The organism is Pseudobutyrivibrio xylanivorans (genome assembly GCF_008935055.1).
Classification (GTDB): domain Bacteria; phylum Bacillota; class Clostridia; order Lachnospirales; family Lachnospiraceae; genus Pseudobutyrivibrio; species Pseudobutyrivibrio xylanivorans_A.
This window is the reverse complement of sequence record NZ_CP043028.1, coordinates 1,780,306-1,798,337: the sequence shown is the minus strand read 5'-3', so window position 1 is coordinate 1,798,337 and position 18,032 is coordinate 1,780,306. Positions and strand designations below refer to the sequence as shown.

Annotated in this window: 18 protein-coding genes; 14 read left to right on the top strand and 4 right to left on the bottom strand. The window is 41.5% G+C overall.

The annotated features are described in order from the left end of the window. Positions 1-27: 27 nt before the first annotated feature. Both murD and FXF36_RS08225 read right to left on the bottom strand, forming a co-directional pair. On the bottom strand, positions 28-1,317 hold the full coding sequence (gene murD / locus FXF36_RS08230) for a UDP-N-acetylmuramoyl-L-alanine--D-glutamate ligase (RefSeq protein WP_151623297.1): 1,290 nt from the start codon (positions 1,315-1,317) through the stop codon (positions 28-30). After that, positions 1,301-2,695: a MurL-like N-terminal domain-containing gene (locus tag FXF36_RS08225; RefSeq protein WP_151623296.1), complete on the bottom strand. Its 1,395-nt coding sequence runs from the start codon at positions 2,693-2,695 to the stop codon at positions 1,301-1,303. Before FXF36_RS08225 ends, murD begins: the two co-directional genes overlap by 17 nt. A 93-nt stretch (positions 2,696-2,788) precedes the next feature. Here FXF36_RS08225 and FXF36_RS08220 point away from each other — a divergent pair, with 93 nt between their 5' ends. Next, positions 2,789-3,760 carry a helix-turn-helix transcriptional regulator gene (locus tag FXF36_RS08220; protein ID WP_151623295.1) on the top strand — a complete coding sequence of 324 codons (972 nt, stop codon included), beginning with the start codon at positions 2,789-2,791 and terminating at the stop codon, positions 3,758-3,760. A gap of 84 nt (positions 3,761-3,844) precedes the next feature. Here FXF36_RS08220 and ymfI read toward each other — a convergent pair whose 3' ends face one another. Continuing rightward, positions 3,845-4,576, bottom strand: coding sequence for an elongation factor P 5-aminopentanone reductase (ymfI, locus tag FXF36_RS08215; RefSeq protein ID WP_151623294.1), 732 nt, complete (start codon positions 4,574-4,576; stop codon positions 3,845-3,847). 281 nt (positions 4,577-4,857) lie between these two features. Between ymfI and hpf the strand changes: the two genes are divergently transcribed. The 4 genes from hpf to FXF36_RS08195 all read left to right on the top strand — a co-directional run bounded on the left by hpf (position 4,858) and on the right by FXF36_RS08195 (position 8,911). Then, positions 4,858-5,391, top strand: coding sequence for a ribosome hibernation-promoting factor, HPF/YfiA family (hpf, locus tag FXF36_RS08210; protein ID WP_151623293.1), 534 nt, complete (start codon positions 4,858-4,860; stop codon positions 5,389-5,391). Between the two features lie 87 nt (positions 5,392-5,478). Then, entirely contained in the window at positions 5,479-6,375 is an 897-nt protein-coding gene (locus FXF36_RS08205) for a helix-turn-helix domain-containing protein (protein WP_167511328.1), read from the top strand. A gap of 58 nt (positions 6,376-6,433) precedes the next feature. Then, positions 6,434-7,489: a D-alanine--D-alanine ligase family protein gene (locus FXF36_RS08200; RefSeq protein ID WP_151623291.1), complete on the top strand. Its 1,056-nt coding sequence runs from the start codon at positions 6,434-6,436 to the stop codon at positions 7,487-7,489. A 42-nt stretch (positions 7,490-7,531) separates the two neighbouring features. Further along, complete coding sequence (locus tag FXF36_RS08195; RefSeq protein ID WP_151623290.1) at positions 7,532-8,911, top strand: UDP-N-acetylmuramoyl-tripeptide--D-alanyl-D-alanine ligase; 1,380 nt, start codon at positions 7,532-7,534, stop codon at positions 8,909-8,911. 114 nt (positions 8,912-9,025) lie between these two features. On the opposite strand, the gene FXF36_RS08190 is transcribed toward FXF36_RS08195, so the two are convergent. Next, positions 9,026-9,757 carry a lysophospholipid acyltransferase family protein gene (locus FXF36_RS08190; protein WP_167511327.1) on the bottom strand — a complete coding sequence of 244 codons (732 nt, stop codon included), beginning with the start codon at positions 9,755-9,757 and terminating at the stop codon, positions 9,026-9,028. A 276-nt stretch (positions 9,758-10,033) separates the two neighbouring features. On the opposite strand from FXF36_RS08190, the gene FXF36_RS08185 reads away from it, so the two are divergent. From FXF36_RS08185 to FXF36_RS08145, 9 genes are all read left to right on the top strand, one after another. After that, positions 10,034-10,273, top strand: a complete 240-nt coding sequence (locus FXF36_RS08185; protein ID WP_015548439.1) for a Veg family protein — start codon at positions 10,034-10,036, stop codon at positions 10,271-10,273. Between the two features lie 169 nt (positions 10,274-10,442). Then, entirely contained in the window at positions 10,443-11,540 is a 1,098-nt protein-coding gene (locus FXF36_RS08180; RefSeq protein ID WP_243143479.1) for a coiled-coil domain-containing protein, read from the top strand. Next, positions 11,537-12,295: a hypothetical protein gene (locus FXF36_RS08175; RefSeq protein WP_151623287.1), complete on the top strand. Its 759-nt coding sequence runs from the start codon at positions 11,537-11,539 to the stop codon at positions 12,293-12,295. The genes FXF36_RS08180 and FXF36_RS08175 overlap by 4 nt, the downstream gene beginning before the upstream one ends. Next, positions 12,273-13,145 carry a methionyl aminopeptidase gene (locus FXF36_RS08170; protein WP_151623286.1) on the top strand — a complete coding sequence of 291 codons (873 nt, stop codon included), beginning with the start codon at positions 12,273-12,275 and terminating at the stop codon, positions 13,143-13,145. Before FXF36_RS08175 ends, FXF36_RS08170 begins: the two co-directional genes overlap by 23 nt. A gap of 17 nt (positions 13,146-13,162) precedes the next feature. Next, entirely contained in the window at positions 13,163-13,864 is a 702-nt protein-coding gene (locus tag FXF36_RS08165; protein ID WP_151625728.1) for a pseudouridine synthase, read from the top strand. A 98-nt stretch (positions 13,865-13,962) separates the two neighbouring features. Beyond that, the gene (locus FXF36_RS08160; RefSeq protein WP_151623285.1) at positions 13,963-15,150 is read left to right on the top strand and encodes an ABC transporter substrate-binding protein; all 1,188 of its coding nucleotides are present in this window, start codon (positions 13,963-13,965) and stop codon (positions 15,148-15,150) included. 145 nt (positions 15,151-15,295) lie between these two features. Beyond that, positions 15,296-16,177, top strand: a complete 882-nt coding sequence (locus FXF36_RS08155) for a branched-chain amino acid ABC transporter permease (RefSeq protein WP_151623284.1) — start codon at positions 15,296-15,298, stop codon at positions 16,175-16,177. Positions 16,178-16,186: 9 nt separating this feature from the next. Continuing rightward, the gene (locus FXF36_RS08150; protein ID WP_151623283.1) at positions 16,187-17,266 is read left to right on the top strand and encodes a branched-chain amino acid ABC transporter permease; all 1,080 of its coding nucleotides are present in this window, start codon (positions 16,187-16,189) and stop codon (positions 17,264-17,266) included. Next, positions 17,267-18,025, top strand: a complete 759-nt coding sequence (locus FXF36_RS08145; RefSeq protein WP_151623282.1) for an ABC transporter ATP-binding protein — start codon at positions 17,267-17,269, stop codon at positions 18,023-18,025. Positions 18,026-18,032: the final 7 nt, after the last annotated feature.

Here is an 18,032-nt window from a genome sequence, read left to right as displayed (position 1 = left end):
TGACAGCTTCCCCTCAAGTGGAAGCCTCTAGAAACCAATCTGGTTTTTGAAGAAATCTCCGCGTTCCTCAAAGTTCTTAAATACTCCGTAGCTTGCAGCAGCCGGAGAAAGTATAACAGCAGATCCTTTGCTTGCGTTTTCCTTAACATAGGTGCAGGCGTCAGCTAATTCTTTGATGTAGTGAACATGCTCCATAAACTCTGGCGTTGCAACAGCCTGAAGCTTGTCTAAAAGCACTTTTCCACTGTCGTACATAAGGATAATGTGCTCTAAATTTCTGGTCTGTAAAAATTCTACAAGAGGGTCATAATCGATTCCTCTGTCCATGCCTCCAAGAAGAATTGTTCCAGCGTTTGGAATAGCTTTGATTGCACTTATTGCAGATTCAACCGTAGTTGAAATTGAATCATCGTAGTAATCTACTCCGTCCTTATTTCCTAAAAATTCAAGGCGGTGAGCAAGAGTTTTAAAGCTTGCAAGTGCTGCCATGAAGTCCTTGTCACTGATATCATATCTTCGGCAAACATCATAAACAAACGCTGTGTTAAACAAATTGTGGCTGCCACGTAAGGTTACACCTGGAATTTCCTCGAAAGAGCTAAATGGCAAATCGCCAGTTTTTACCTTGATTATTGCTGCCTTGCATTCTCCCTGTTTTGGAAGGAAATCAGGATTGCAGAAGAGGAAATCACAATAGCCTTGATTGCGATAAAGATTCTTCTTTGCATTCCAATATTTTTCAACTGAACCATAGTGGTCAAGGTGATCTTCGTAAAGGTTCAAAAGGATAGCCTTTGATGGTGAAAAATGAGCATACTCAAGCTGGTGGCAGGAAAGCTCAAAGACGATAATGGTACGTGGATGAATACGGTCTGTAATATCGAAAATAGGAAGACCGATATTTCCTCCGAAAAGCACGTCCTTTCCACACTCTTTAAGTATATGATATAAAAGTGAAGATGTTGTGGATTTTCCCTTAGTTCCTGTGATTCCTATAGTCTGAGCACCGTATACTTCGAGGAACATATCAGCCTGGCAGGTGATGTGGCATTTATACTCCTTAATGTCCTTTGGAAGAACGATTCCTGGGCTTTTGAAAACTACATCATAGTCATCCAAGCAATCCAAGTAGGAAGGACCAGTAATGACATTGTGCATAGCGGTAAGGTCTGAAGTTACAGCATTAGCATCTGCTATATCAAGACACTCATAACCTCCAACTGATGAAATCATTCGAAAGCTTGATTGTCCTTCACGTCCAAAGCCTAAAATTAAAACCTTTTTATCATTTACTAAATTTCTAATTGTTTCCTTCATTTGCTAAAGCGTCCTTTATTATCTTTTCAAAATATTCATCTAAAGCATGTTCAGATGAAAATTGATTCTTATATTTGTCGAAAGCAATTGCTGGCACAACAGATGAATCCTGATAGTGCATTAACAGCACAGGAAGAGGAATCTGATCTTTTGCATATCGACTGATGCTTTCGGTGATTGCAGCATTTACTTCATCACGGCTGCCTACACATTCAAATGGTTTTTCTGGAAGAATACCACAAAGCTTGTCAAAATCCTTCATGAGAGTTTCATCTTCAAAAAGTCGCTTTCCGAAGATGGCGTCCAGTTCCGCCAAAGAGAGGAATGGAGATAGGATGATGTAAACAAATAGGCACTTAGGGCAGTGACCACACCAAATATCCTGCTTGCTACCTACGTTACAGCTCTTGAAAATGCCGTGGTACTTCTTGAAACGTGAAAATAGCATAGCAATCTGAAGCTCTGAAAGTGGGCGCAGGAAGCTGAAATAAAATACCCCTGAACCGATGAACTGGCGCTCATAGCGTCTGAAATCTGCCTCGAACTCAAAGCTCTTTGAATACTGATGGTTTACATAGCTGTCGGCAACTGTTGATTCGTTGGCACTTGATTCATTAGAAAGAGCAACGAAGTCCAAGCCATTTAAGTAGCCTGCGATAATGCTTGAAAATGCAACCAAGGCAGAGAATGGAGTGTGACCATTCAAAAATCCCTTTGCGTTTAAATCGAGCATGTTTTTATCAAGAGTGCGCTTAGCATAAATTGTACGGTCTGTAAGCCCACCGACCTCAACAGTAGCATCTGTAGCGCCACGTGAGTTGATAACATAGCAATTCACATCAGCCTTATCAAGAAGAAGCTCGATAGAAACAACTGAGTCCTTGCCTCCGCCAACTGGAATCATTACACGAGGCTGTTTAGAGCCAAGTGACGTCGTATTGTAGGTGGCTGAATTGCAGTAGGATTCCTTTGTGCCATCGCACTGAATTGTCATGAAATCGTCGAAATCTTCTTCAATGCCATTGGTGTAATAAAACTCGCCAAGCCCATTAAAGTAAAGCTTCTTCCACCAGCCAATCTGTTCGGTAGAAAGCTTTCTGTCTTTGATGATAACGGTAGGTGGGCATGCGATTTTCCAATAGCTTACAAGCTCTACCATGCCCAGTGAAAATACCATTTCGTCAATAAGCTCTTCATCAACAGCATCAATCCTGTTGATGCGAGGTATGCTCCAGGTTGGATGGAACTCGCTGAGACCGTCGATGGAAAAATCGAAAGTCATGCTAATTCCAGAATCATTTAAATCATAGGAATATCCCTGATAAGTAAAGGTAGGATAGTCCTCTCTGAATTTTTTATAAAAATCTTGTCTGCTCATATATATCCTTTATTGTGATTATAGATTTCTTTATAATTAACTATAAGAGTATATCACAAAATTGTGTAAATTAAACACTAGAGGAGACAGTCGATGCCACACGTTGGAGGACAAAAATTAAAGATAATAAATGAATACCAGATTCTTATGGAAGAGAGCGATGAAAATCATCAGATAAATGCAGTGGAGATGACCCGCAGGCTTGAGGCCAGAGGTATTCCAGCAGAGCGAAAAAGTGTCTATAAGGATATGGATACGCTGATGGAAGCAGGTGTTGATGTGGTCAAAGGAGACAAGGGATACTATATAGCATCTCGCGTGTTTGAGCTTGCAGAGCTGAAGCTTCTTGTGGATGCAGTGGGTGCATCAAAGTTTATATCTCAGAAGAAAACCAAGGAGCTTGTGGATAAGATAACCTCATTGGCTGGTGTGGATGATGCCACACAGCTTCAGCGTCAGGTGGTTGTGCCTGAAAAGGCAACGGCATCTAATGAAAAGATTTTCTATACAATTGATGTTATTTATCAGTGCTTGGATAATGACAAGATGATGTCCTTCAAATATCAGGAGTGGACACTTTCAAAAGAAATGAAGCCCCGTCACGGAGGAAAAGTTTACAGGGTGAGCCCTGCTTTTCTCATTAGAAATGATGAAAATTATTATCTCGTAGCGTTTGATGGGGAAAACCAAGAGATACGCCACTATCGTGTGGACAAGATGGTATCTGCTGAAATGCTTGATGAGACGCGTATTGGCAAGGAGCAGCGCGACACATTGAACCCACAGGAATATGCCAGACATCATGTCAGTATGTTTGCAGGAGAGGAGCTCACTATCACTATTCGTTTTGCTAAACATCTTATTGGTGTGGTATTGGACAAATTTGGAACAACTGTTGATATTCGACAGGATGGTGACAAATACGTAAAAGCCAGAGTGAGTGTGGCGGTTTCTCCACAGCTCTACGGCTGGCTTGTAGGCATCGGTGCAACAATCACCTTCCCCGAAGCCGAATGCCGTAAATTCGAAGCGTACTTGGAGGGGATGTTAAGTGTAAGTCGGTAGGCATCAAGCTCTTGGTGTTACTGGCAGGGCACATGTAGTGCCCAGAAGTAATACCAAGGCTTGTAGCCGTAACCGACGTGGAGTTTAAATATACCCCCCGTCTACACCAATAATCTGCCCTGTCATATATGATGGGGCTTTTATTATGCCAAGCACAACTTCTGCGATTTCATCTGGGGTACAGAACTTGCCTACAGGGATTTCCTCAGCAAGCTCAGCCTTCTCTTCAGGAGATAGCATGCCATTCATATCTGTGTCCACCACGCCGCAGGCGATTGCATTGACGGCAACTCCGTTTGGAGCAAGCTCCTTTGCAAGGGCCTTGGTAAAGGCGTTCATACCACCCTTGGTTGCAGAGTAGGCTACCTCGCAGCTTGCACCTACCGAACCCCACATAGAGCTGATATTGATAATATTTCCAGACTTGTGTCTTATCATACTTGGTACAATTGCTTTTGCAGTATAGAAAAGTGATGACAGATTGGTACCAAGCATACTGTTCCAGTCCATGGCAGTCATATCAGTAAGGAGTCCGATTGAGGCTTTTCCTGCATTATTTATTAGGACATCTATGCGCCCAAGCTTGTCCAAAGCGTCCTCGCAGGAGGTAACAGTAAACTCAAAATCTGCGATATTTCCACAGTAGGTGTAAACCTCTACCTTATACTCTTCAGTAAGCTCCTGAGCTAAATCTCTTAGCATTTCAATATTGCTGTGGCAGAAGAGGGCAAGATGATATCCATCAGAAGCCAATGCTCTGGCAATTGCTTTGCCAATACCACGACTAGCGCCTGTAATCAATGCAGTTTTTTTCATTTTCTTGTTCTCCTATTGATAAAAGTGTATAGGTTTTTGATTTTCATCAGAAAATCAAAAACTGGAACTGGACCAATATTTTCTGAAAGAAAATATTGCCCTTCAGAGCAGGGTTCTTGTGGGCTTTTCCCTAAGTTACCCACAAGAAGTCTTACAATATATTAAGAAAATATTAATTATCAGATAATAACTTGAGAAAAAAGGTCTCTCTTGCTATACTATTCATATGATAAATGTATTTAATTCATTTATCAAATATTCGGTAAAGGTGGTACGACATCATGAAAACAACAATAACAGGAAAGAACATCGAATTAACCCAGGGACTTAAGGACGCAGTGGAGGAGCGTTTCAAAAAGTTAGACAAATATTTTACAAAAGATACTGAAGCGATTATTACTTTAGACGTAGAGAAGGGACGTCAGAAAATAGAAGTTACAATCCCAATGAAGGGAAGTTATTTGAGAGCAGAGGAAGTTACATCTGATATGTATGCTTCAATCGAGGCTGTTACAAATACCCTTGAGGCTCAGCTCAAGAAGCACAGAAACAAAATCATCGATAGAAAGCAGTCTGATTCAAGAGCTATTTTCGCTCAGGACTTTATCGAGGAAAAGGCTGGAGATGAGGAGAAAATCCAGATTATCCGTAAGAAGACCTTCGATATGAAGCCAATGTATGCTGAGGATGCTTGCCTTGAAATGGAAATGCTCGGACATGATTTCTTCATGTTTAGAAATGCGGATACAGATGAAATCAATGTGGTTTACAAGAGAAAGAACGGAGCTTACGGCTTGATTGAACCAGAATTCTAGAATTCGCATAATGGTAAATGAATAGTCATTTGATTTTAACCTCCTACTGGTATAATGCCTAGCATTATCCCAGGAAGGAGGTTTTTTATGGCAAAAATTGGGTTTGGCGGATATTTACAAAAGCTGCGTGAGCAGAAGAAATGGACCCAGGCTTTTTTAGCCGAAAAGGTTGATTGTATGCCATCAACAATTTCCAGAATTGAGAATGAGCATGAATTTCCGGAAATAAAGCTGTTGAAGAAGTTCAATGGAGCTTTCGAGCGTATGGGAATTGAATTTAATGCTGTCACAATGGAGGAATTGTTCGGTTTCAAAAAGGCTCGTGTGGAGCTACTCATGGCAATCAGGAAGAGGAGAGAGGAGGAAATAGAAAGAAAGCTGGACAAGTTTCAGAAGGTCATGGACAAGAATGACACTGAAGATATGCAGTATTTTGTGTTGGCACATCTGATATTTTGCAGAAAGAATGGAATGACTGTAGAGGCATTTCTCGATAAATCCATTGAGGTATACGAGATGTGCAGATGTCTGCCAGACTTCGAGGATATTCCAATGTTGACGCTGACCCCTATTGAGTATGAAATACTTTTCATTATGGGCGAATCCTATATGATTTCTGGAAAAAAGGAAACTGCTGAGCTGATTTTTGACGGTCTGTTTAAAAATTCCAAGAATAACATCACCCCATTTGCTCCAGAGAAGCTTTTGGAGATTTCAGCTATAATGGCAAGAGTTTGTCTTATGAAAAACGACTATGATAAAACTGATAATTTCCTGAAATTCATCTTTGATGAATTCATTAATAAGGTGGAAACTAGGATGTTGTTCAATGCCCTGTTCATAAAGAGTGAGCTTTGCAAAGCTATTGATGATGACAAAGGCGCGATTCTTGTGGATTCATATCTTGATTCTGTGCAGTTGCTGATGGATTACATGCATGAAGAGTACAGGATAAGAAAAGATATGAGGGGCTCCCTATTGTAATTTTGTCAAAAAAATACTATATTAACGCGGAGGGAATACTGAACGGAGGCAACAATAAATGGATATTGTAGTATTAGCTGGTGGCTTAAGTTCCGAGAGAGATGTTTCTTTTAAATCGGGAACTCAGGTAGCCGCAGCACTTAGAAATAGAGGACATAGAGCTCTTGTATTGGACGTGTTTATGGGATTTTCTGATGCAGAGTGTGACATAACAGATATTTTTGAAAACAGCGAAGAAAATTCTGTAAAGGTTGAAAACATTCCAACAGAGGCACCGGATATCAAGGCGATTATTGCAAGCCGCGCTGATAAAAGCGCTAGCTTTTTTGGCCCAAATGTTATCAGAATTTGTCAGAAGGCTGACATTGTCTTTATGGCCCTTCACGGCGGTGATGGTGAGAGCGGAAAGGTTCAGGCAGCATTTGATTTATTTGGAATCAGATACACTGGCAACGACTATATTTCCAGCGCAGTTGCAATGGATAAGCAGATGACAAAGGACTTCCTTGATAGAGCAGGAGTGCCTACACCTGTTGGCGTTTCACTGAAAAAGGAAAATAGAAGGGGCTTTAAGTTCGACAAGTATCCTTGTATTGTAAAGCCTAACTGTGGCGGCTCGTCAATCGGTGTTACCATCGTTGAGTCTGCTGACCAGCTTGGTGCAGCTTTAGATGCAGCATTTGAGTGGGAAAACGAGGTTGTAGTTGAGCAGTTCATTAAGGGTAGGGAGTTTTCTGATGGTGTCATCGAGGGTAAGGCTCTTCCAGTTATTGAGATTGCTCCTAAGCAGGGCTTCTACGATTACAAGAATAAATACGCAGCAGGATCAGCAGTTGAGACATGTCCAGCAGAGCTTACTGTAACTCAGACAGAGACAATGCAGAAATACGCTGAGAAGGCATTTAAGGCTCTTGGTCTTACAACCTATGCCCGAATGGATTTCATGATGGACGAGGAAGGCGATATTTACTGCCTTGAGGCCAACACTCTTCCAGGAATGACACCTACAAGTCTTCTTCCACAGGAGGCTGCAGTCATCGGACTTGATTTCGAGGATTTGTGTGAGGATCTCATCGAAGTGTCATTGAAGAAGTACGGCATTAAGCACGGTTAAGATAGAATACGGGAAATTCCCAAGGTTAGAGAGAAGTAGTATATGAAGAATATGACATTGGCAAAGGTTGCTCAAGCAGTTGAGGGGCAGCTTGTTTTGCCAGAAGGCTGTGAAGCATTATGCGATAAGGAGATTGCTGGTGCTGTAAACGATAATAGAAAGGTTGAAAAGGACTTCCTTTTTATACCTATGGTTGGCGCGCGAGTTGATGGTCACGATTTCATCGAGGACGCTTTTTCAAAGGGAGCATTGGCATCTCTTTCCGAAAGAAAGCTTGAAAATCCATCAGGCCCATATATAATCGTTTCAGACACAAAGCTGGCTCTCAAGCAGATTGCAACTGTCTATAGAATGCAACTAAATATTCCAGTTGTTGGAGTCATCGGAAGCGTTGGAAAGACCAGCACAAAAGAGATGATTGCTTCAGTACTTGAGACAAAGTTTAGTGTGCTCAAGACTGAGGGAAATTTCAACAATGAAATAGGACTGCCTCTTACAATCTGTCGCATTAGAGATGAGCATCAGGTGGCAGTTGTGGAAATGGGAATTTCTGATTTTGGTGAGATGCACCGTCTTGGAGATATTGCAAAGCCAAATATAGTTGTTATGACAAATATTGGTCAGTGCCATTTGGAATTTTTGAAGGATCGCGATGGAATTCTTAAGGCTAAGACAGAAGTTTTCGAGCATATGCCAAAGGATGGTGTGGTTATCCTTAATGGGGATGACGATAAGCTTTCTGGGGCTGATACCCTTGGCCTTGAAAAAATCTTTTATGGATTGAATGGTCAGGAGTTTAGTGCAAAGGATGTTGTAGCTGAAGGTATGTCAGCTACAAGGGCTGCATTTAAGGTTAAGGACGATAGCTTTGATGTGACTATTCCGCTTCCAGGAAATCACAATGTGATGAATGGACTCGCTGCTACGGCGGTAGGCTATAAGCTTGGCCTTAGCGCAGATGAGATTAAGAGAGGCCTTGAAAATGCAGGCACAATCTCAGGTCGCAACAATATTATTACCATTCGTGACATCACAATCATTGACGACTGTTACAATGCAAATCCAGTTTCTATGAAGGCATCTATAGAGGTACTTGGAAAGGCACCAGGACGTACAATTGCAGTTCTTGGAGACATGGGAGAGCTTGGAACAGACGAGAGACAGCTACACTATGGAATAGGCAAAGCTCTTGAGGACAACAATATTGGCTATGTATTTACGGTAGGCCAGCTTTCTGAGGAGATTAACAAATCTCTCAGCCAGACCAACAGCTCGTGCATGGCACATCATTACAGCTCAGTTGAGACTATGCTGGAAGATTTGCTTCCTATAATCCGCGGTGGCGACACAATACTTGTGAAGGCGTCACACTTTATGAATTTCGAAACTGTAGTAAAAACATTAAAAAATAAACTGGGATAATAAAACTAAGAACCCCCTAGTTACACTATCAAGCCTTACTGTTACTCCGCTCAGCTTAGAATGCTTCGCTTGAGTATCAGTAAGAGCTAGATAGCTACTAGGGGGTAATTTAATTTATACCAATTTTGAATCTTCTATTAATTGTTTTTCGATAATATCGTGAACGTAGAGCCCTATGCGCTTCTTATTGTCGCCTTCGAGAGCGTTAGGGTCGATGGATGGAAGGAATCGTACAATGACGTGTGCTCGTTTGATGCGAGGCTGTTGAGCTTCGAGAACCGCGCGAGTGTTTGTGAAACATACAGGTACGATAGGACAACCAGTTTTGGTAGAGAGCTTGAAGGATGCCTCGTGGAATTCGGCCATCTCTCCAGTTTTTGAGCGGGTTCCTTCAGGGAACACAAACATTGAAATCCCCTGTTTGATAAATTCCTGAGCTTTGATGATAAGCTTTAAATCCTGGCGAGGATCGGTTCTTGTAAGGAAGAGGCAGTAATTCATCTTCATCCAAACGTTTAAAAGAGGAACCTTCTCGAAGGTTTTCTTTGAAAGAAATCCGGTAACTGCAGGACAGATGTGGTAACCAAGGATTACATCAAAGAAGCTTTGATGATTACCAATGTAGAGTACGGCTTTGTCCTTTGGTATATTTTCAAGGCCGTGAACCTCATATTTCACACCAGAAATAAAAGCAACAACACCAAAAGCCCAAGCTACGCATTTATAGCCGATGACATCTTTGGCGTGTTTGTTGAAAAGTCCTACTATGAAAAGTATTCCCCAAATTGGAATACTTACAATCAAAAAGATGGTGACAAATGTGATTGCTAATATAGTTCTAAGCATTATAACCTCCAAAATATAAGATAGTTCAATTATATAGTAGACGGAAATGATAATCAACGAGTGTAAAAGCATAGCAACATGAGATTTAAATGGTAATTTAATTGTGTTACAGGATATAACAAATACAACGACCGGAGGGTACTTTTTATCATAAATATTCAAAAAACTCCCTGAAAATTTTGACAAAATTAACAAAAGATGGTACAATCCATTCAGCAGCATATAATATCATAACCCAGTCGGGGAATACGTGTTGCTAGAAAAGGGGGAGACATCATGGAACGCGAGGACTTTGACAAGGTGCGCGAATCTGTAAGATCGCAGTGCGGTAGTAGAGTTGTTATTCAGTTGGACAAAGGACGTAACAAGGTAGACATTCAGCAAGGTGTTATTCAAGAGGCTTACCCGAGTGTATTTACTATATTAGTTGACGACACTGAGACATGTCCATCGCAGTTATTATCTTTTAGCTATACAGACATAATTACTAAGGAAATTCGCATGAAACTTTGCTAGTTACAATTTCATAATGATCTCACGGCCCTGGCGAAATGCCAGGGCTATTTATTTTGAAAAAATTATGATTACCTTGAAAAGCCACATTATTATATGTATCATAATGTTGGATGATTGTGTAAAAAATTACAAGATATTGAGTTTGGCAATATATTCGGAGATAGTGTTTATGAAATATTCTAAGATAATCAGGGCGTCCCTTTGCCTTGCAATTATAGGATGTCTTGTTGCATCTGATTCAACAGTGTCAAATGCAGTCCGTTCAGTTTCAGAAATTGAGGCTGAGCAGGATGCACTGCAGGATGAGATTGATGCGCTGGATGCAGATTTATATAGCCTGGTAAGTCAGATTACCGAAATTAACAATGCCATTAAGGATACAGAGGCAGAGATAGCTGACACTGAAGCTGCTCTTGCGGATGCCACTGCAGCCAGAGAGGCTCAGTATGCTGCAATGAAGCTTCGTATCAAATATATGTATGAGACTCCTACACCAAGCGTGTTTGAGATGCTTATTGAATCTGGTTCAATTAGCCAGTTCCTTAATAGGGTTGATTATGCCAACAGTGTTCAAAAGTATGATCGAGAAAAGCTTGATCAGTTCATAGCCACTCAGGCAGAAATCGAAGAGCTTGCAGCAGCCTTAGAAGATGAAAAGGCATCTCTTGAGTCTGCAAAGAAAGAGTTAAAGACTCAGGAGGCAGCCCTTGAAACTATGGTCACTGCAAAGCGTGGTGAAATGGATGATTTGGATGCCGAGCTCAAAGAAGCGAAGGAGATTGCCGCGAGAGAGGCAGCGCTTCGAGCAGCAAGAGAAGCTGCCGCCCGCGCAGCTGCCGGTGGTACTGGTGGTGCAGTTAAGTCTGCAGGAAGCTACAATGTAAATGGAGACTTAAATCCTGGATATCGCACAGGTATCAGTGGCTCCAGCGTTGTTTCCTATGCAAATCAGTTCGTTGGAAATCCTTATGTTTGGGGTGGAACATCACTTACAAATGGTTGCGACTGCTCTGGATTCGTTCAGGGTGTCCTAGCTAACTTTGGAATTACTTATGGCTCACGAATGACCTCAGGTTCCTTCAGAGGTGTCGGACAGGAGGTTAGCTATAATTACATGCAGCCTGGCGACATTATCTGTTATCCAGGTCACGTTGCTATTTACGCAGGTGGAGGGCTTATTGTAGAGGCACAGAGTACTGCAACAGGTATCACTAATTATCGCCCTGCAAACTGCCACTCGATTATCACAATTCGAAGGGTACTATGAGAATTCAAAAGCTTATAAAACCTATAGTGCTTATTCTGTGCGTAGCGGTAATGGCCTACGTGCTTATTTACATGGATACAACCAGAGGACCGCTTGTTTATAACGATCATCTGGCAGATACAGCCGTCACTATCGATGGCATCCCTGTGACTTTTGAAGACTTGGCCTTCTACATTTTATTTGAAGAGGCAAAGATAGAGGAGCAGGCAAAGATTTACAATCCTGATTACACCAAGGATTATTGGAACATTCATACAAACGATACATTTATCCAGTTGGAGGCGAAGGATGTTGTGATGGGGATGGCGGTTCATGACCATCTCTTTTATCAGCTTGCCGTTGAAAATGGTATGGATACACTCACAGAAAGTGAGGAGCAGGATTTGTCTTATGCCATAAATGATTTTTGGGAAGACCGCCTGGATATCCAGCTGGAAAAGCTTCCCTGCGATGAGGACACTATCAATCAGCAGATAAGACTGGCAGCTATTGCTGAAAAATATCAGGATTATCTTGCAAAGGAGCAGGGACCAAGTCAGGCAGCATATAAGTACGATGGATATTATTACAGCCTGATTAGGGATGAACATCAGGTTGAAATAAATGAAAAGCTCTGGAAGAAACTTGTTATGGGTGATATTACATTAGAGCATACAAAGATTAATTATATCAATGGATTAACAGATGCGGACAAGGAAAAGAGCAAAACTGAGAAGAAAGGTTTACGAAGAAATGCAAAAGATAAATCGAAATGACCCTTGCTGGTGCGGCAGCGGTCGTAAGTATAAGCAATGTCATGAAGCTTTTGATAGAAAAATCGATAGCTTCGCAGCGAAGGGCCACAAGGTACCAAAGCACAACATGATTAAGACACCTGAGCAGGTGGAAAAGATTAAGAAATCTGCAGTTATCAACATGGCCTGCCTTGATGCAGTTGCTGAGGCAATTCATGAGGGCATGAGCACAGCAGAGATTGATAAAATTGTATACGAGACAACTACTAAGATGGGAGGAATCCCAGCACCTCTCAATTACGAGGGCTTCCCATTCAGCGTTTGCACATCTGTAAACGATCAGGTTTGTCATGGTTATCCTTCTGAGGATGTTATCCTTAAGAGCGGTGATATTGTAAATGTAGATTGTTCAACTATTCTTGATGGATATTATTCAGATTCCTCAAGAATGTTTATGATAGGCGATGTAGACCCTGAGACCAGAAAGCTGGTTGAGGTTACAAAGGAATGCTGCGACCTTGGCTTAGAGCAGGTTAAGCCTTGGGGCTTCCTTGGTGATGTGGGATTTGCTATTGCCGAACACGCACACAAAAATGGCTATCAGGTTGTTCGTGAGATTGGTGGTCATGGAGTAGGGCTTGAGTTCCACGAGGAGCCTTGGGTTGGTTACAATACACTTCCTGGCACAGAGCTTCTTATGGTCCCAGGCTTCATGTTTACAATTGAGCCAATGATCAATATGGGTTCACAGAAGATTAAGACAGACCCAAGCAATGGATGGGAGGTTTCCACACTTGATGGCAAGCCATCAGCTCAGTGGGAATATCAGGTACTTGTTACAGAGACAGGCTATGAAGTAATTTCATACTAAGAGGTAATTGAATATTGATGCGATTAGACAAGCTTTTGGTAGAATTAAATATCGGAACAAGGTCTGAAGTTAAGGCTCTTCTTAAGAAGGGCCTTATTTTTGTAGACGGAGAAAGGGCAGCAAAGCCTGAGCAAAAGGTAGATGAGAACTCTGTTGTTATAACTTATCAGGGGAAGGAATACACATACAAACAGTTTTCTTACTATGTTATCAACAAGCCTAAGGGAGTTATCACCGCAACAGAGGATGCACATGAGCGTACTATTATGGATGTGTTTTATAGCAAATGCCCTGATGCACCACGTGGACTGGCACCTGTGGGGCGTTTGGACAAGGATACCACGGGGTTACTGTTGATCACCAACGATGGTCAGTTGGCTCATGATATGCTTTCGCCAAAGAAGCATGTGGATAAAACTTATTTTGTAACACTTGACGGTGAATTAACTAATGAAAATGTCGCAGATCTTGAAGCTGGGGTACATATAGGCGAGGGAGAACCTACTGCACCTGCTACTGTGCAGTATGAAGGTGGAAATACTTGCTATATTACTATTCACGAGGGCAAGTTTCATCAGGTAAAGAGAATGTTCTTTGAAGTAGGACGAGAAGTGCTTGAATTAAAGCGCACAGCCTTCGGTCCACTGGTGCTTGATGAAGAAAAATTACCAGAAGGACACTTTATTGAGTTAAATCGTGAAAGTTTTTCTTGCAAATAGTTTAAACAAGATTTATTATATCTTCAAAGTAGTTTCATAAAGTAAAGTGTTAAAGCGAAACGGGAAGATTTCGCAATGAACGAAATGGAGGTAAATGTATGAAGAAGAAGGCTTTAAGTTTAGCACTTTGTGCAGCAATGACAGCATCTTTATTCGTAGGATGCGGAAGCGACAGTGGTTCAACAGGTGGTGGAGAATCAGTTGATACATCAGGAGAGCTCACTTGGAGAATTGGTGGTATTGGACCTATCACAGGTGGTGCTGCTCAGTACGGACAGGGTGTTATGAATGCGATTCAGCTTGCAGTAGACGAGGTTAACGAGGCAGGTGGAATCAACGGATATAAAATTTCTTTTAATTTCCAGGACGACGAGGCTGACCAGCAGAAGTCAGTTAACGCATACAATACTCTTAAGGATTGGGGAATGCAGATTCTTGAGGGAACAGTTACATCTGGTGCATGCCAGGCAGTTGCAGCAGAGACATATGCAGATAGAATTTTTACACTTACACCATCTGCTTCATCTACAGACGTAACAAACGGACATGACAATGTATTTCAGGTTTGCTTCTCAGATCCAAATCAGGGTGCTGTTTCCGCAGACTATATTGCAGATAATGGACTTGGAACAAAGGTTGGTATTATCTACGACAGCTCAGATCCATATTCATCTGGTGTTTACCAGACATTCGCTAAGGAAGCACAGGCAAAGGGACTTGAGATTGTAGCAACAGAGGCTTTCACAGCAGATTCAAAGACAGATTTTACAACACAGCTTCAGAAATGTAAGGATGCAGAGGCAGACCTTCTTTTCCTTCCATTCTACTACACAGAAGGTTCAATCGTACTTACACAGGCTAATCAGATGGGATATGCTCCTACAATGTTTGGTGTAGATGGTTTTGATGGACTTCTCGGTGTGGAAAACTTCGATGTAAAGCTTGCTGAGGGTGTATATCTTCTTACACCATTCGCAGCAGATGCAGAGGATGAGGCTACACAGAAGTTTGTAAAGGCTTATGAGGAGAAGTTCGGTGGAACACCTAACCAGTTTGCAGCTGATGCATATGATGGTATTTACATTTTAAAGGAAGCGCTTGAGGCATCAGGACTTACACCAGAAGCTTCTACAGAAGAGATTTGCGATGCACTTATCAGTGGAATTCAGAATGTAAATTATGATGGACTCACAGGTGAGAGTATGACATGGAACGATAAGGGTGAGGTATCAAAGGCACCTAAGGCTGTAATTATTAAAGACGGTGCATACGTATCAGCAGACTAAGAATTCGTTCTTAGACTATGGATAAAAGTTGGTAGGCATCAAGCTCTTAGGTCTCTGAATGAGGCATGTAGCCGAAGTAAGAGACTCTAAGGCTTGTAGCCGTAACCAACTTTTTTAGATTATTTTGGGAAAGAGAGTAATTCTTATGGGATTTTTAACCTATTTAATTAACGGGCTCAGCCTGGGAAGTGTATATGCCTTAATCGCACTTGGCTATACGATGGTTTATGGCATAGCCAAGATGTTGAACTTCGCCCACGGCGATGTAATCATGATTGGGGCGTACCTTTGCTTTATGTGTATGTCAAATACAGGTATGCCTGCTGTAGTTTCTATTGTTATTTCTATTGTGTGCTGTACTGCACTTGGAATGATTATAGAAAAAATAGCATATAAGCCACTTAGAAAGGCAACCAATCTGGCTGTACTGATTACCGCCATTGGTGTCAGCTACTTCCTGCAGAATATGGCTCTTATGATTTTTGGCTCAAATCCTGTAAGCTTCACTTCTGTAATCAAGTGGCAGGGACTTTCACTGGCAGGTGGCGCCTTAAAAATCACAGGTAATGCAATTGTTACCATAATCACATGTATCGTGATAATGATTGCCCTTATGTGGTTTGTAAAGAATACAAAGCCAGGACAGGCAATGCGTGCTGTTTCAGAAGACAGAGATGCAGCCATTCTCATGGGTATCAATGTGAATGCAACAATTTCTCTCACCTTTGCTATTGGTTCAGGACTTGCAGCAATTGCTGGTGCGCTCCTTTGTTCATCATACCCTAGCCTTACACCTTATACAGGTTCTATGCCGGGTATCAAGGCCTTTACAGCAGCGGTATTTGGCGGTATTGGTTCAATACCAGGAGCACTTGTTGGTGGACTTTTGCTTGGTATTATAGAGATTTTGGCGAAGGCATACATCTCAAGCCAGTTGGCAGATGCTATCGTATTTGCGGTATTAATAATTGTACTTTTAGTTAAGCCTACTGGAATTTTAGGCAAGCAAATCAAAGAGAAAGTGTAGGTGGCAGGTATGAAATTATACAAGAATTTAAACAAATCTACACAGAAGCTGCTAGGTTCAATCGGTGTGATTGTTGTTCTCTATTTAGTAATGACGATTATGGATGGCACTGGAAACCTAAGCTCACTCATGAAGGGCTTGTTAGTTCCAGTTTGTGCTTATTCGCTTGTGGCAGTAGGGCTTAATCTTTGCGTAGGATATCTGGGAGAGCTTTCCCTTGGGCATGCGGGATTTATGTGCGTGGGAGCATTTACATCTGCTTTTTTCTCACGAGTTTTCCAAAACACAATTCCTGATGTTCCTAGATTTATCATTGCACTTTTATTTGGAACAGCCATGGCAGCATTGTTTGGATTCCTTATTGCGATTCCAGTACTTCGTCTCTCAGGCGATTATCTTGCAATTGTAACACTTGCCTTTGGCGAGATTATTAAAAATGTTATTAATGTAATGTATGTTGGAATGGATTCCAAGGGACTTCATTTTTCAATTAAGGATCAGCTGTCACTGGGGATGAATCTTGATGGAACAATGATCATAAATGGCCCTCAGGGAATTACTGGAACTCCACGCCAGTCTACATTTACAATTGCGGTTTTACTTTTGATTTTGGCACTTGTGGTGGTTCATAATTTCGTTCATTCAAGAACAGGCCGAGCTGTCATGGCAATTCGTGATAATCAGATTGCCGCAGAGACAGTTGGACTTCCTGTGAAAAAGTATAAGCTTGTGGCATTTACAATTTCCGCAGCAATCGCAGGAATTGGCGGTGTGCTTTATGCTCACAATATCAATTCTCTTACAGCCACAACAAATAATTTTGGCTACAACATGTCAATCATGATTCTGGTATATGTAGTTTTAGGTGGAATCGGAAACTTCTCCGGTTCAGTTATTGCAGCAGTGGTGCTTACAATGCTTCCAGAACTGCTTCGAGGACTTTCAACCTACAGAATGCTGATCTACTCAATCGTGCTTATTGTGCTTATGTTGTTCAACTGGGCCCCAGCTATCCTTAAGTGGAGAGATGATCATGGTCTCACAACGGCGGCAATCATGAGCAAATTCAAAAAGAAGGAGGTGCGATAAATGGCTTTACTTGAAGTTACTAATCTTGGCATTTCCTTCGGCGGTCTAAGGGCGGTTGATGAATTTAATCTTTCTATCGAGAAAGGTGAGCTATATGGTCTTATTGGACCAAACGGCGCTGGAAAGACTACAGTTTTCAATATGCTTACAGGAATTTACAAGCCAACAGACGGCAAGATTTTCCTTGATGGCAAGGATGTAACAGGAAAGAAGACCGCAGATATTAATAAGGCTGGTGTTGCCAGAACCTTCCAAAATATTCGTCTTTTTGGAGATCAGAGCGTACTTGATAATGTAAAAATCGGACTGCATAACACCTTTGAATATGGTACAGCCACAGGCATTTTCAGATTGCCAAAGTATTTTGCAACTGAAAAAGAAATGGATAAGAAGGCATTAGAGATTCTTTCAGTTTTTGGACTTGACTCTTCAGCAGATATTTTGGCTTCTAACCTTCCATATGGAAAACAGCGTGAGCTTGAGATTGCAAGAGCATTGGCCACAAATCCAAAGCTTTTACTTTTGGATGAGCCTGCGGCAGGTATGAATCCAAATGAGACCCGAGATCTTATGAATACTATTGCACTTATCCGAAAGGAATTTGGGGTGACAATACTTCTTATCGAGCATGATATGAAGTTGGTATCAGGAATTTGTGAAAAGCTCACAGTACTTAATTTTGGTCGCGTGCTCTCGCAGGGGCGTACATCAGATGTGCTTAATAATCCAGAGGTTATTAAAGCTTATTTAGGAGAATAAATGAGCA